This window comes from Oscillibacter valericigenes (genome assembly GCF_016902445.1).
In the GTDB taxonomy this organism is placed as follows: domain Bacteria; phylum Bacillota; class Clostridia; order Oscillospirales; family Oscillospiraceae; genus Oscillibacter; species Oscillibacter avistercoris.
On sequence record NZ_JACSNX010000001.1, the window covers coordinates 87,794 to 102,342 of the forward strand.

A 14,549-nucleotide genomic window follows, 5' to 3' on the forward strand; every position below is an offset into this window, starting at 1 on the left:
CTGGTCCGGGGGGCTGCTTCAGCTTGACAAGCGGGACCGGTTCTATTTATGATTGCGTCATGGGCCATGGCCGGAGGAGATCGTTCTGCCACCGATCCCATGCTCCCCTTTCCCGCGCCCGCGGCTTTACCAGAGCAGCTGAAATTTTTTTGTTCGAGCCTGCTTTTTTAACAAAACGCAAACAATCGGGTGCTATGTATAGGGGTACAGTTCTCCAAGTGTTTTCAGGAGGGGGCAGGATGTTCAAGAACCCGTTGAAGAACGGACTTCGTCTTATGAGGTCGAACAGCCGCGCGATCCACCGCGCTTATGGCGCCTCCGACAGCAGAACGCTCCATCTGGCCGGGATCTCCGGTGTGGGCAATATCCTGCTGGGACTGGGCAAGATCGCATCGGGCATCCTCTCATTATCAGTCTTTGTGTGCATCAACGGGCTGTATACCCTTGGGATGGTGCTGGCACGCTACTGTGCCCTGGCGGGTGCGATCCGGACACAGGATGCCGGACAGCAGTACGGCTATTACCGCCGGTCGGGGATGATCCTGATCGCCGCCAGTCTGCTGTATATCTGTTATTCCGTGTGGAGCTTCTTTCATCCCAAAGAGGTCTCCTATCACATGTATGTGGCTCTGGCCATAGCCACCTTCATCTTCGCTGAGATCGGCGTCAATTTATACGGAATGATTGCCAACCGAAAGAACCGCACCCCGCTGCTTCACGCCATCAAGACCATCAATCTGGCGGCTGCGCTCATCTCTCTGGTTCTGACGCAGTCTGCCATTCTCTCCTTTGCCGGCGGGGAACACCATGATCCCGCCGTGAACGCGCTGATGGGGATGTTCAGCGGGACCTGCGCGGCGCTGCTGGGAGTCTTCATGCTCTGGCGCATTGGAAAGCTGCGGCGCAGGGAAACAAATGAAATGGGGGACATAAGTTATGATCCGGATACTGGTGGTGGATGACGACCCGAAGCTGAACCAGGCGGCTTGTACGTATCTCAATGACTGCGGCTATGAGGCCAAGGGCTGCCTCAGCGCGGAGGCGGCCTATGACGCCATGTACAGCCAGCTCTTTGACCTGATCATCTCAGACATTATGATGCCCGGAACAGACGGCTTTGAGTTTGCCGAGACAATCCGGGGGCTGAACAAGACCATTCCCATTCTGTTTATGTCGGCGCGGGACGACCTGCCGGCCAAACAGAAGGGATTTGATCTGGGCATTGATGACTACATGGTGAAGCCCATCGACTTCAGCGAGCTGCGGCTGCGGGTGCGGGCGCTGCTGCGCCGGGCCAATATTGAGGCCAGCCGAAAGCTGACGGTGGGCGGCCTGGTGCTGGACGCGGACGGCCTGACCGCCGCTCTGGATGGGGTGGAGATCCCCGTGACCACCCGGGAGTTCAACATCCTGTACAAACTGCTCTCCTATCCCAACCACGCCTTCTCCCGCTCCCAGCTGATGGATGAATTCTGGGGGATCGAGAGCGGCACGGGCCTGCGGGCGGTGGACGTCTACATCACCAAGCTGCGGGACAAGTTTTCTGCCTGCCCCGCCTTTGAGATCAAGACGATTCGGGGATTGGGCTATAAGGCGGTGCTGAAATGAAGACGCGGGCGCGAAGAAGGCTGGAGTCCCGGTTTCCGCCTTCCCTGTTTGGACTTTACTTGGTGACGCTGCTTCTGATGTCCGGCATCCACATCGGGCTTGTCACCCTGATCAATGAAAATCCCCACTGGCACACCGCCGTGCAGATCCTGATCCCCACCGCCTACTGGACGTTGGTGGCGGTGGGGCTGACGCTGTTTACCCGGCACCAGATCGTAAAGACCTATGACAAGCCCATGAAGGAACTGGCCAAGGCGGCGGACAAGGTGGCCCACGGGGATTTTTCCGTCTATATCCCGCCCCTCCACACCTCCAACCGCCACGACTATCTGGACCTCATGTTTCTGGATTTTAATCAAATGGTGGCGGAGCTGGGCAGCATTGAGACCATGCGCACGGATTTTATTGCCAACGTGTCCCATGAGATCAAGACGCCCCTGGCGGCCATCCAGAACTATACCCAGCTGCTCCAGCGGCCCGGCCTGTCCCCGTCGGAGCGGGACGCCTATCTGGCCGCCATCCAGGACAGCACCCGCCAGCTCTCGGAGCTGATCACCAACATTCTGAAGCTCAACAAGCTGGAGAGCCAGCAGATCACGCCCCGACGGGAGACCTACGACCTGTGCCGCCAGCTGAGCGAGTGCGCGCTGGCCTTTGAACCGGTCTGGGAGGAGAAGGGGATCGAATTTGACGCCGAGCTGGAGGACCGGGCCGTCATTCAGGCGGACGCCAGCCTCATGGAGCTGGTCTGGAACAACCTGCTGTCCAACGCCTTCAAATTTACCGAGCCGGGAGGGGCAGTCACGCTGCGCCAGACCTCGGACGGGCACGCCGTTTTTGTGGCGGTATCCGACACCGGATGCGGGATATCGGAAGGGGCACAGAGACATATTTTTGACAAGTTTTATCAGGGGGATACCTCTCACGCCGCGGAGGGGAACGGCCTGGGGCTGTCCCTGGCTCTGCGCGTTCTGCAGATGATGGACGGCGAGATCTCCGTGGACAGCGAGGAGGGGAGGGGAACGACATTCACAGTGCGTCTCCCCATCCTGATGGATCGGGAAAAACAGAGTGAAGGACATGGTGCGCAATGACAGAGGAACGCAGACAGGCAGGGGCCGGCTACACCGGCTATGAATACCGTGAGATCTCAGTGCCCAGGGAGTACGTCTCCCTCTGTCTGGACAGCTATCCGTGCTTCGGCTGGGAGGAGGACCCCAACTATGAGCAGCACGGACGCAGGGGAGTCCACGTCCGTTCCGGGGGAGCCGGTGAAAAAGATGCCGTCACGCTGTACTTCCGCCGCGTCAGGAGCATCCGCAGCAAGGTGGAGCTGACCCGGCTCCAGCGCAATTTTGACAGCTGTGTCGCCGAACTGAAGGCGCTGGAGCGGGCCAAACGGACACAGGGGATGATTGCGGCGCTGACTGTGGGCATTCTTGGCACCGCCTTGATTGCCGGCTCCACCTTTGCGGCGGTGTCCACGCCGCCCAACCTATGGCTGATGATCCTCCTGGCGGTCCCCGGATTTCTGGGGTGGATCCTCCCATACTTTCTGTACCGGGCCGTGGTGCGGAGAAAAACGGTTCAGATAGAGCCGCTGATCGAGCAGACATATGATGAGATCAACGATATCTGTCAGAAAGGCAGCCGGCTGCTGCCTTGACTTTGGCGGGAACAGACGGGCGGGACGCTGTGTACACAGCGTCCCGCCCGTTTGATTTTTTGAAGAAACCCAGGCGGGGGCCAGAAAAACCCCCGCGGTCCGATCTTGCTTCTGTCTGCCTCCGGCGTCCGCATTTTTCACATTTCTCAAGCGTCTTTTATGGAAAACTTCGTCTATGAATATCCTACAAAGGTCTATTTCGGCAAGGGGGCGGCCGGACAGCATCTGCCCGGCATCCTGGCGGCCTATGGCCCCAATGTGCTGCTGGCCTACGGCAGCGGGTCCATCAAAAAAAACGGCGTCTATGAGGAGATCACCGGTATTTTGAAAGCTGCCGGCAAGACCGTCACGGAGTTCACCGGCATCATGTCCAACCCCACCTTCGCCAAGGTGCGGGAAGGGGCAAAGCTGGCCCGGGAGCACAAGATCGACCTGATCCTGGCGGTGGGCGGCGGCAGTGTAGTGGATTGCTGCAAGATCGTCTGCGCCCAGGCCGTCACGGACGAGGACCTGTGGGACCTGGAGATGGTCCGGCACAAGGCCCCCACGATCACCCCCATTCCCCTGGGAGCGGTGGTCACCGCCTCCGGCACCGGGGCGGAGATGAACGGCGGCGCCGTCATCACCAACGAGGACGCCAAGATCAAGGGCGGCATGTTCGCCGCCGCGCCCCGGTTCGCCATTCTGGACCCGGAATACACCATGAGCCTGCCCCGGATGCAGGTGCTCTCCGGCGCCTTTGACACCCTGAGCCATGCCATGGAGACTTATTTTGGCCGCTCCGACCGGGACAACGTCTCCGACGAGGTGGCCCTGGCCGTCATGCACAGCACCGTCACCAACATGCGCGCACTGCTCCAGGATATTGACGATTACACCGCCCGCAGCAACCTGATGTGGACCTCCGCCATGGCGGAGAACGGCATTTTGAAGGTAGGCCGGGTCACCGACTTTGAGTGCCACCAGATGGAGCACCAGCTGGGGGCCTACACCGACTGCAACCACGGTCAGGGGCTGGCGGTGCTCCACCCGGCTTACTACCGGCACATTGTGAAGGACGCCCCGGAGAAATTCGCCCGGCTGGGCCGGGCGGTCTTTGGGGTGGAGGGGGCCGAGGCGGCGGTGGACGCCCTGGCCCGTATCCTACTCCCCAAAATTCAAGCCTTTTTTGAGAGCGAGGAAGGGCAGCGGGAGTTTGCAGAGTGGAAAGCACAACAGGAAAAGGACAAAGTAAAACAGGGTTAACACACAAGGCGGGAACATCTAAAGCGATGCTCCCGCCTTTGTCCAATAATTCTGCTTTAGTAATTTAACACCTTTACTTTAGAGGGAAAAGCCCCAAATCCAGTACCTATTCCAGAATTATCTTCTAATATTTTGATAAGACCAACATTCTCCAATTTTCTTAATGTACGTACCGTCACATTTCCGCCTGGCGTATAAACAATACCCTTTTGCGCCTCCAAAATTTTTTGCGCATTTGCATAATTTTCTTTTCCCATATTTTCAAAATTGATAGAATGCGATCTGGCCTCGTCTATTTGTGCTTTCAAAAATGCCATTGTCTCTTTTTGAAGAGGGGTGAGTTTATACATTTTTCTCCCTCCTATAAACATACTATACTTTTAATTGTTCTTAGAACTCATATTCAGCAAATTTTAGCGTATATATTTCTCCCGGAATCAGATCATAAATGATGATAGATTCATCTTTAAATTTATCTCCTTGATTCAACGAGTTAAGATATACACTCCCCGAATCAACCATATAGTTTTCACTATCATACAATTTATAACTGATTACATCGTAACCAGAACTAAAAATTGAATTATTGTTGCTATAAGTTTTTGTGCCGGAAATAGTTACTGTCAGTGTTGGCGTATAGCCCGTTTCACATTCATAGGTTACATCGTCTATTTGAAGTTTGGATGTAATTGATCCGTCAAAACCTTTCACATTTAACTCAATGGGAAATGGCCCAGATTCTAACTGAATATCTTTTATGGGGAGGCAATAGAAAGCATCACAATTTACTTCATCAAAAGCGACAACATCTGCTTTGTAAACTGTCAAATAAACTTTACCACTTGAATCTGCACCGGGATTAATTTCAGAAGTAGGGATTCTTATATTGGCAAGATATTGTTCGCCCTGGGCTTGGCTTGTATAATAGCCAAAATCATCTGGCGAAACAGAACGTGTACCTCTGAACACTTCCTCGTCTCTATCGTTAACAATCCGAATATCCACATCAACATCGGCCGATATAGAATTGCCTGATTTATCTCTTAATTCAAAAAATACACTGTAATCATCAGTTCCTTCGTTGTATTGGAAGGACCAGTTATTTAAAGTCTCAATAGCCGGACTAGCCGAACAACCACACAGCCAAATAAGCAACAGAAAGTTCAGAAGAAAGGCAAAACGTTTCACAGCAATCACCCCAAACTAATCTTGATTGAGAGAAAGTCGAGTTCTGTCATGTAAAAATATAGCAGAATTTAGGAAAAAGGTCAAGGGCGGCGCTAAGTTGCGCCACCCTTGACGAATTAAAGAACATTCTCAATAGAAATGATAAATCCGAACACATTACCCACTTGGATAATGTAGTTCGGATTATCATTGTTTGGTCCGAGTGGCGGGATTTGAACCCACGGCCTCTTGGTCCCGAACCAAGCGCGCTACCAACTGCGCTACACCCGGATATGTCTGCCTCTAAGAGCTTTCCCTGCCCTCGCGACAGCGTAGTCTATTATACGGAATTTTTTGGCCGCTGTCAAGTGTGGAAGTGGGTTTCTCATCTGAATCTAAACCTGCCCGGAAACCGGGGGACACGAAAATCGTGTCCCCCGGCTCTGCTTTTTCTGTCAGAATCGCCTGTTACTCTTTCTTTCTGCCTCTCCGGCCCAGGAAGATAACTGCCGCCGCACCGGCCAGCGATGCTGCCAGCAGTGTCAGATACAGCGCAAGCTGGGCATCATCACCTGTGTGGACGGAGTCGTCCGGCTCCTCCGGGGTGTCCGGTTCATCCGGCGTATCCGGCTCATCCGGCGTATCCGGCTCATCCGGCGTATCCGGGATGTCGGGGTCCGGCGTCTCATCCGGGTCGGGTGTCGGATCCGGATCAGGGTCAGGATCCGGCGTGGGGTCCGGGTCTGGATCAGGATCCGGGTCCGGTTTGGGATCCGGCGGCGGGGTGGTGTCATCGTAGTTGATGACCAGCACTTCCGCCGTGTCCCCGAACGGGATCGTGCCGGGGTTGCTGCCCTCGACGCGGATGCCGTAGCCGCTCACCCGCTCCTCGGTCACAGTGTAGCGGATACCGGGGAGCAGCCCTGCGGCAGTCTTGCTCTCCCCGTCTTTCAGGGTGAACTCCGCCACGCCGTCGATGAAGGTCATGTCTCCATAGGTGCCGTTGACGGTCTTGTCACTGAGGGTGACCGTGAAGCGGAACTCCCTCGTCTTGTCGCCGCTGTACACCTGCTTGGTGACGGTCAGGCCGCCTTGGCCGTTGACGATGTCATAGCCATTCACCTGGGTGCCGTAGCCATCGACCGGTTCCTCCTGCACCGTGTAGGTGTAGGCCCGGCCGCTGTCGTCGTAGACAGGCCAGCTGCCGAAATCGTAGGTCCACTTGCCGTCTTCGTTCGGCTGGACCTCCTGCCGTTTGACCTCTGTGCCGTTCTGCAAGAGGATCACGGTGATGGATGCCGGGCGCTTTGCCGGGTCGTCTCCCACCCAGGTCTTTTCGCCCTGGATCTGAACTTCCGTGTCCTCGTCCCCCAGGGTGTTGACCAGATCCAAATCATCTGTCCGGGATTCGGTATAGCCCGAGACAGGCGCCTCCTCTACCCGGTAGGTATAGAGGTTTCCATTTTCGTCCGTGTCCGGGAGATCCTGGAAGGTATATGTCCAGACATTGGAATTCCCGCTCTGGGCTTCTTCCGCGGACAGGGTCACCTCGTCTACCTTCTCCTGCTCTGTCACTGCCGTTTTCCGGTACAGCGTCAGCTTCAGCGTATCCGGGCGGAGGTCCTGGGCGTCGTTGTCATCCTGCCACGTCTTGGTGACCGTGATGTCCGTGAAGCCCTTGTTGATGATGGTCGTGGTGAAGGCCACCGTATTTTCGTCCGGTTCACCGTGGTCGTATTTCACCTCGATCCCGCTGCCGGAGTCTCCTTCTTCTATGGCGTAATAATAGTACTTCTCGTTTTGCTCATTGACTTTGTCCAGCTGATCGAACACAACCTTCCAGTTGTTGGCGGCGGACAGGATCGCTGTCTTACCCGCGACTTTCTCGACATCGCCCTCTGTCTGTCCCACCAAATTCTTATTCGTGGTCCGCCAGAGCTGGACGGTGATGCTGTCCGCGATCTTGTCCGCTGTGGTATGCCATTGCTTGAGGACGGTCAGGGAGGTGATGGCCTTGTTGGTGAACTGGAATTCGGGATAGGTCGTCTTTCCATCCTCGCCAAGCACTTCTCCTGTATCGCTGTTCACCAGGACATAGCTGCCGCTGGTCTCCTCGACCACGCGGTACTGGGTGGTCCCATTTTCTCCCAGGTAGCTTCCGGGCATCCGGGCCGGGAGATCCTCCCAGACGGCCTTCCATGCATCGTACTCGTAATAGGGCTTGGAGGGAGAGAATGCATCCTTCGTCCCATCCACCGTCACCTTTACGGAAGCCATCTCCTGCCAGGTCGCCTCTGCGCCCTCTGCAGCCGGGGCGGTCATGTACTGTAGCTTCAGCGTGACCGGGACGCCGGTCTCTTCGGCGGGCTCCCAGCTCTTGCTGGCGTAGACCTTGGTGGTGCTCATGGTGTTGGTCACCGTGGTGATGAAGCCCTCTTCGGTGGATCCATTGTCGGGATCTCCACCTGTGGATCCATCATCATACGCATATGTCGCGGTGTAGGCGGTGTTGTACTGGCCCTCATTTTCAACTATATAGTCATGCAAAGATGATCCTTCTCCTGCCGTTTTGTACTCCGGCTGGAGCTCCACGGCACGGTAGGTATAGATTTGATCGGGAGATGCCTTTTGCGGCAGGCCTGAGAGAGTGTACTCCTTTTCGCTGTCGCTGCTCGTCCCGGTGAGCGTCACGACCAGGTCCTGCGTCTGGCCGTTGTCGCCGGTCACCTGGACTGCCTGCCAGTCTTCTTCGGCCAGAGTCGCCGCTGTCGTCCGCTGGATCAGGAAGCTGGTCTCCCAGGTCATGCCCTCCTCGTCCGTGTCGGGGCGGGTGCCGTAGGCGTTGTTCCGGTCGTTCGCCCAGACCTTCTGCACCTTCAGCGAGGTCGTCGCCAGCTGGTTGGTGAGTTCGCTGGTAGAAGTAGCATAATCCCCCGTGACGCCTGTGAAGAGACTGTCATTGACTGTATAGGTAAACGTATCACCCTCAACAGTTACGGTAATCGAGACATTAACCGTGTCCCCACCGTTGTGATAGGTGAGATTTGTCTCCGCCACACGATAGGACAGCTCCACGAATCCGTCAGCTGTCTTCATTACCCGGGGCAGATGCTGGAATGTGCCGGTCCAGGAGTCGTAGATGTGGCGGTTTCCCAGTGTTTGTGTAAATTGATAGTCCTCACCAAAAATTTGGCTATATAAGCCGGAATCCATATTTTCAAAATACTCTTCCGCCGGCTGCCATATTCCTTTCTCTCCCGCTTTGACATACAGCGTGAAGGTCACGGACATCTCACCCAGACCCATGTAGTCGGCGGTGATCGACTGGCCGTCACTGCCCACCCACTTCTTCTCGAAGCGGGCGGAGGTCTCCAGCGAGTTGGTCAGATTCGCCATGGTGATGGTGTCATCCTCAGCGGACGCTTCGCTCGCCGTCTGGTTATTGAAATAGATCTTATACTGCTCTTCCAGATCATCCGGCAGATCAGAGTTCAGCTCTTCTTTCACGGAGTACACCCACCGGGCGCCGTTGGGGGCCCATTTCTCCAGCTCCGTCTGCGCCGGTGCGGGGGGCTCTTCCCCGGGATCGGTCTCCGGGTCCTCCGTCGGGTCCGGTGTGATATCAGAGCCGTCTCCCGGCGTCGTGTCCTCTTCGCTGCCGGAGCCGCCCGCATCCGCCGGATCGCTGTGCAGGCTGGCGGCGCTGAGGCTGCCCTCCGGCTCCGGGGGCTGCGCGGCCTCCTCTTCCGAACCCGCGGTCTGGTCGTTGCCCTCCGCTGCCGTGGGAGTTTCGCTCTGGTCATTTTCTCCCGTGGAGGGAGGCTCGCTCACGTCCGGATCTTTCGGGGCGGGATCCGTCTGAGGATCAGTCGGAGTTTCGGGTTCTCCGGGCTCGGCGGGATATTGAGGATCATCAATGCCCGGGTCCCCTATGCCCCAGATTTGGTAGGTCCATGTGCCGTCGTCCTCCTGGGTCCATGTGACGGTGTAGTCTGTGCCCTCTTCCAGGATCTCCGTAATGTTGGGGGCCTCCTGCCCCTCCTGGGCGGCGGCGCTGCGGGTCACGACGAGCCGGATCACGGGGACCCAGTCCCCATTCTCGATTTGTACGTAAGGTCCATCCGGCCGCAGGCCGAAGGCATTGTCAAAGTCCTGCCAGACCTTGGTGCCCGTCAGAGTGACGAACTCCGTCTGGGGGTCCTCCCGCCGGTTCCAGAAGGTGGCATCAGCGTTCCTGTCTTCATCAGGCAGCAGATCCTCAACAGCGGCTCCGTTTTGAAGGGCCTCGCTGTCTGCGTCCAGATCACCCCGGCCGCACTTGGTCTCATAGCCGCCCAGGAAATCCTGGTCCTCCTCGATCTGATACACATATTCCGAGCCGTTGGGGGCGTACTGAGCCAGGCCCTCAAAGGTGAGGGTCTTTTCCACGGTCGCTTGTTCTTGCTCCTGATAGGCCTCCCGCACGTCCTGGGAAGACCATGTGATGGTCTGCACCAGTTCCTGTTCAGACGGCTCTCCACTGTTTTTTGTATACGTACGGTACAGATGGAAGCGCACGGCGGGATAGGCGATGGGGTCTCCCTCCCCGTCTGTGGGCAGCTCCAAAATCTTCTTCACCGACAGGCTGCCCGTGGGACTGTTGTACACGTTCTCCGCCTGGAAGGTGTTGGAGGGCTGGCGCATCTCGAAAAGGGGGATGTCCGTGTCTGTGCTCCCGTCATCCACCAGGGAGGTGCCGTCGGTGCCTGTAATGCCGGTCTCCCGCAGGGTGTACTCATACAGGCGGCCCTCCGGCGTGTATTTGGGAAGACGCTGCTGGTCCTGAGTTTCCGGCTGGACCGTTCCGCTGCTGCCGATGATGTTCTCGCCCACGTACAGGATCTGGAAGGTGTAGTTGTTCAGCCCGGACCAGTCGCTGATGGTCAGCGTGGCGATGGGCTCCGCGTCAAAGTCATACGCGCCGCCCCGCTCCCGCTGGTACAGGGCAAAGGTCACGGTGGGCAGGTCCTCCGCCGGATAGCCGGCGGGCAGGTTGGTCCAGAGCTTCCGTCCCTCGATGGTCAGGGGCTTGTCCAGGCGGTTGACAAAGGTGCCGCCGGCGTTCAGGGCGTATCTGGCATAATCTTCTGTCTGCCCTGTCAAAGCCGTGGTATGCGCTGTGTATATGCTTTCGCTCCCTTCATCGGCCTCGTTCCGGGTGCCCAGACGGGTCCCCTCCCACCAGTATTCGGCGATGGCGTAGTCAAACTCGGAGGCATTCACATTGGTGCGCTCCACCGCTGAGTAGACGATCTCAAAGCCGTACGCGTCGTATTTGGGCAGGTCTTCCAGCAGGGCCTGCCAGACATACTGCTGGGCCGTGTCTCCAGACGCTTCGGCCGGTGTCTCAGATGCCTCACCCTCGGAGCCGCCGGCATTTCCGCCAGCATCGGGCTCCTCTGTCTCCGGCGGGAGCAGGCCCTCGTCCGTCCAGCGGTAGCTGGGGTAGATCAGCTGGGTCTCTGTCTCCGTCTCCGTCTCCGTCTCACTGGTATGCACGGTCTGGTAGATGTCCAGGTAGATGTCCGGGCGGCTGCCGGCCTCATACATGTAGACGTCGTGCCACTCCTTGTACCAGACGGCATCCGTCACGCCGGTGCGGGTGTTGGTGAGGGTGATCTCCTGGGTGTCGTTCTCTAGTGCGCCGTCGTTTGCGTCATAGGAGGTCTCCTCCACCGACCGGGTGTAGGTGCTCCACAGGGCGTAGACGTCCGGGGAAATCGTCTGAAGTTCAGACAGTGCGATTTCTTCCCCGTTATGTAGCCAGACCTCCTCCACCGTATAGCGGACCACGGTGCCGTTGGTGTCGTACTTGGGAAGGTTGTGGAAATAGATCTCATGATACTCCTCGTCTGCAGTGAGGATCGGCTGGACGGAGGAAACCGGCTGGTCCTCGTTATCCTTGATCGGAACGTCCTCGCCGCCGAGCGTCACGTGTCCGTTTCCCTGTTCGTCATCATAGATCCGAAATGCGTTTTCCGCGTCATCGCTGGCGGAGATCTCCAGCTTCACCGCCAGGGTGAGGCCGGTGCCCGCCATGGCTGTCCGAAGGGCGTCCACGCCCTCTCCGTTGCCGTCCCGCCAGTCCTTGACGACGGTCAGGTCCACGTTGCCCAGACGGCGGTTGGTGACGGTCCACACGATCTCATTCGCAACGTTCTCGCTGTCATAGGTAGCTTCGTAGGTGTGGTTTTCGCCAGTCACTTTGTCGCGGAAGCTTCCGTCCGCATCTTGGCTTAGCTCCACTTTTCCGCCTGCCCCAATCCCGGTCTCCCGGATATAGACATCTGCTGCTTTGATGTCCTCCGGGAGCGCGACCCATTCGTACCAGACGGGGTCCTGACTTTCCCCTGCAGTGTCACCAAGAATAACGGAATCGATTTTCCCATTTGTTTGCGCATCGTACACCGTCACCTCCACCGGCTCCCGATGGGCGGTGTCGCTGTCATCCACCCAGTTCTTCTGGACCAGGATCCGTTCGCCGGCGCCCAGGCCGTTGGTGACAATGGTGGTGTAGTCGCCGGTCTCGCTGTCGATGGTGGTCTCATAGGTGGGACTTCCGCCCACTTCCAGGATCAGGTACTCGTACCGGCGGCCCTCTTCGTCGTATTCCGGGAGGCTGTTTAGGAGGGCTTCCCAGTTTTTACCGGAAATGGTGATCTCCTTGTCGATCTCGTCGTTGTACGCATCACCGTGTTCAATGGAACTCTCTACAAACGCGCCTTCCTCGTCCATCTCAAACGTGAGGACTTTGCAGTCTTCCGTCAGCGACTGCTCGCCGATGGTGCGGTAGAGGGCGAAGGTCACCTCATGTTTTGGATTCGACTCACCGTCCGGTTCCCACACCTTCTCCACAGTGTAGTCGATCCGGTTGCTGACGGCATTGGTGATGACCGTGCCGTTGTCGTTCTGCTGATAGGTCACCTGATACCGGACTTCCCCACGGCTGCCGCCGCTGGTCAGCGTGAAGGAGTCGCCCTCCAGGAGATTCCCACTCTCTCCCTCATAGACCGCCGTCTCCACCCAGCGGTATTCCAGCTCCCGGCCCTGGTTGTCGTATTTGGGCACGCTTTCGCTGACGGAGAGCCCGCCCAGGTTCTCCGCCGAAAAGCTCCCATTCTCTCCACCGCCGCCCAGGGTCTTGGTGATGTCGGTATTCTCCCAGGCGTCATCATCCGTGCTGCCCTTCGGCCGGGACTGGAGCGTCAGCTCCACCTGCACGTCCTCCAGCTCCGACTGGAAGGCCGCCGCCTTCCAGATCTTGGTAGCGTCCACCGTCACCGTGCCGGAGAGCTTGTTGGAGAGGGTGCCGCCGTTGTAGAGATATGTATCGTTTTCCGCTCTTTCCGCATCGGCCGCTTCGCCGATCAGCTGTTGCAGCCTGCCGTTGCTGCCCAGCACCCAGATGGTATCCGACACATCGCCGTTTGCATCCACAGCGCCCAGCACCTGGGTGTAGCGGCCGGCGTCGTCGCCGGTGAGATACTCCCGGACCACATAGATATACTCGTAGCCCTCCGCGTCGTACTTGGGCAGGTCCTCGAAGGTGATCTCCTGGGTGTCCTGTTTGTCGAGCGATATCGTCATGACGCTGCCGCTGTCGTCCCGGACGGGAGCGGCAGTGGTATAGCTCTGCCCGGCCCGGTAGCGCCAGAGCTGCAGCTCACCGTCCGGCCGGTGACTGGAGTCCGCCTGGTCCTCCCAGACCTTGGTGGCGGAGTAATCCTTGGTGCCCGTGAGGGTCAGGTACAGGATGCCGCCGTCGTAGACCTTGTCCACCTCAGAGCCCACGTTGGGCGCCCCGGAGTTGTCATAGGAGATCTGGAACCAGTCCCCCGCATCCAGCACATTGCCTGGGATCCCGTCATCCGCGTCCAGCCGGCCGTCGCCGTTCGGAGCCTCCTCCACGGAGTATTCGATGCGGCTGCCGTCCAGGTTGTACTTCCACAGGCCGGAAATGGTGATGGTGCCGCTGGGATCGCCCGAGTCCGCTCCCACATCCGAATTGACATCCAGCACTTCACGAATGGTATCCAACAGATATGTAGCCGTGGTCGCATCATATCCCGTATCCACTGAGAACAGGAAGGTCTGATAAAGGGCATCTGTGATGCCATCCGCCGCGGTCCGGTCCCCCTGGCGGAGCTGGACGTCAAAGCTGAACTCGTCTGTCAGCACATAGTACCAGCCAAGCTGGTCTTTCGCGGAGGGGTAGTCCTCCACGTTGTCCTGGTTGACATCAACGGGAATATAGCTGCCGAAGTAATCCGTTTCCTCTTCTCCGCCGCTCCCTGCGGGGCCCAGCGCCCACTCCACGGCAAGCGGCTCGCTTTCGGCCCCGAATTCATCCTCACGGATGATCTCCGCCGGCAGCCTATGATCCGGGACGGAGACCGTGTACGTGTTGTTCCCGTTATCCACAACGGTCATCTGCGGAACGCTGGACAGGCCGACGTCGGAACAGGTATCCTCTTCCAGGGCTTTCCAATCCTCGCCCTCGATCCGGAAATACAGCAGGGGCTGGTAGTCCTCCGCCGCGGGGCGCCTGCTTTCCTCGTCGTTGTTGTCCACCCAATAGAGCGTCTTCTCTTCAAAGTCTCCGGCATCATGCCAGCTTTTCACGCTCACTACCGTATCCGCATAGATCACCGGCACCAGGGTCAGGCACAGCACCAGTGCCAGCAGGCCGCTGAGCAGGCGCCTGCCGCTTTTTTTCGGCATGCCTCGCTTCCGGGGCACTTTTCCCTTCTGCAGTCGTTTGCCTTCGTACAGCATGAATCCTCACCTCTCCCAAAAACGTTTCACCGCGGAGGCGCACCAGCCA

8 protein-coding genes and 1 tRNA gene are annotated in these 14,549 nt (G+C 57.8%); 5 read left to right on the plus strand and 4 right to left on the minus strand.

Going from position 1 to position 14,549, the window contains the following annotated elements; genetic code table 11:
• Positions 1-239: 239 nt before the first annotated feature.
• The 5 genes from H9X91_RS00445 to H9X91_RS00465 all read left to right on the plus strand — a co-directional run bounded on the left by H9X91_RS00445 (position 240) and on the right by H9X91_RS00465 (position 4,519).
• Positions 240-962, plus strand: coding sequence for a cation diffusion facilitator family transporter (locus H9X91_RS00445; RefSeq protein ID WP_204801438.1), 723 nt, complete (start codon positions 240-242; stop codon positions 960-962).
• Positions 937-1,608, plus strand: coding sequence for a response regulator transcription factor (locus H9X91_RS00450; protein WP_204801439.1), 672 nt, complete (start codon positions 937-939; stop codon positions 1,606-1,608). The genes H9X91_RS00445 and H9X91_RS00450 overlap by 26 nt, the downstream gene beginning before the upstream one ends.
• A 62-nt stretch (positions 1,609-1,670) precedes the next feature.
• Entirely contained in the window at positions 1,671-2,702 is a 1,032-nt protein-coding gene (locus tag H9X91_RS00455) for a HAMP domain-containing sensor histidine kinase (protein ID WP_338111892.1), read from the plus strand.
• Entirely contained in the window at positions 2,699-3,274 is a 576-nt protein-coding gene (locus H9X91_RS00460; protein ID WP_204801441.1) for a hypothetical protein, read from the plus strand. The genes H9X91_RS00455 and H9X91_RS00460 overlap by 4 nt, the downstream gene beginning before the upstream one ends.
• Before the next feature lie 159 nt (positions 3,275-3,433).
• Positions 3,434-4,519, plus strand: coding sequence for an iron-containing alcohol dehydrogenase (locus tag H9X91_RS00465; protein WP_204801442.1), 1,086 nt, complete (start codon positions 3,434-3,436; stop codon positions 4,517-4,519).
• Between the two features lie 56 nt (positions 4,520-4,575).
• On the opposite strand, the gene H9X91_RS00470 is transcribed toward H9X91_RS00465, so the two are convergent.
• The 4 genes from H9X91_RS00470 to H9X91_RS00485 form a co-directional block, all read right to left on the minus strand.
• Positions 4,576-4,869, minus strand: coding sequence for a hypothetical protein (locus H9X91_RS00470; protein WP_204801443.1), 294 nt, complete (start codon positions 4,867-4,869; stop codon positions 4,576-4,578).
• 40 nt (positions 4,870-4,909) lie between these two features.
• On the minus strand, positions 4,910-5,707 hold the full coding sequence (locus tag H9X91_RS00475; protein ID WP_204801444.1) for a hypothetical protein: 798 nt from the start codon (positions 5,705-5,707) through the stop codon (positions 4,910-4,912).
• 194 nt (positions 5,708-5,901) lie between these two features.
• A tRNA-Pro gene (locus H9X91_RS00480) sits at positions 5,902-5,977 on the minus strand.
• Between the two features lie 177 nt (positions 5,978-6,154).
• Entirely contained in the window at positions 6,155-14,446 is an 8,292-nt protein-coding gene (locus H9X91_RS00485) for a Cna B-type domain-containing protein (RefSeq protein ID WP_204801445.1), read from the minus strand.
• Positions 14,447-14,549: the final 103 nt, after the last annotated feature.

What these genes read in the sequence shown, in the direction of transcription:
- H9X91_RS00445 (WP_204801438.1), top strand. Translation starts at nt 240, where the DNA reads ATGTTCAAGAACCCGTTGAAGAACGGACTTCGTCTTATGAGGTCGAAC.
- H9X91_RS00450 (WP_204801439.1), top strand. Translation starts at nt 937, where the DNA reads ATGATCCGGATACTGGTGGTGGATGACGACCCGAAGCTGAACCAGGCG.
- H9X91_RS00460 (WP_204801441.1), top strand. Translation starts at nt 2,699, where the DNA reads ATGACAGAGGAACGCAGACAGGCAGGGGCCGGCTACACCGGCTATGAA.
- H9X91_RS00465 (WP_204801442.1), top strand. Translation starts at nt 3,434, where the DNA reads ATGGAAAACTTCGTCTATGAATATCCTACAAAGGTCTATTTCGGCAAG.
- H9X91_RS00470 (WP_204801443.1), bottom strand. Translation starts at nt 4,869, where the DNA reads ATGTATAAACTCACCCCTCTTCAAAAAGAGACAATGGCATTTTTGAAA.
- H9X91_RS00485 (WP_204801445.1), bottom strand. Translation starts at nt 14,446, where the DNA reads ATGCCGAAAAAAAGCGGCAGGCGCCTGCTCAGCGGCCTGCTGGCACTG.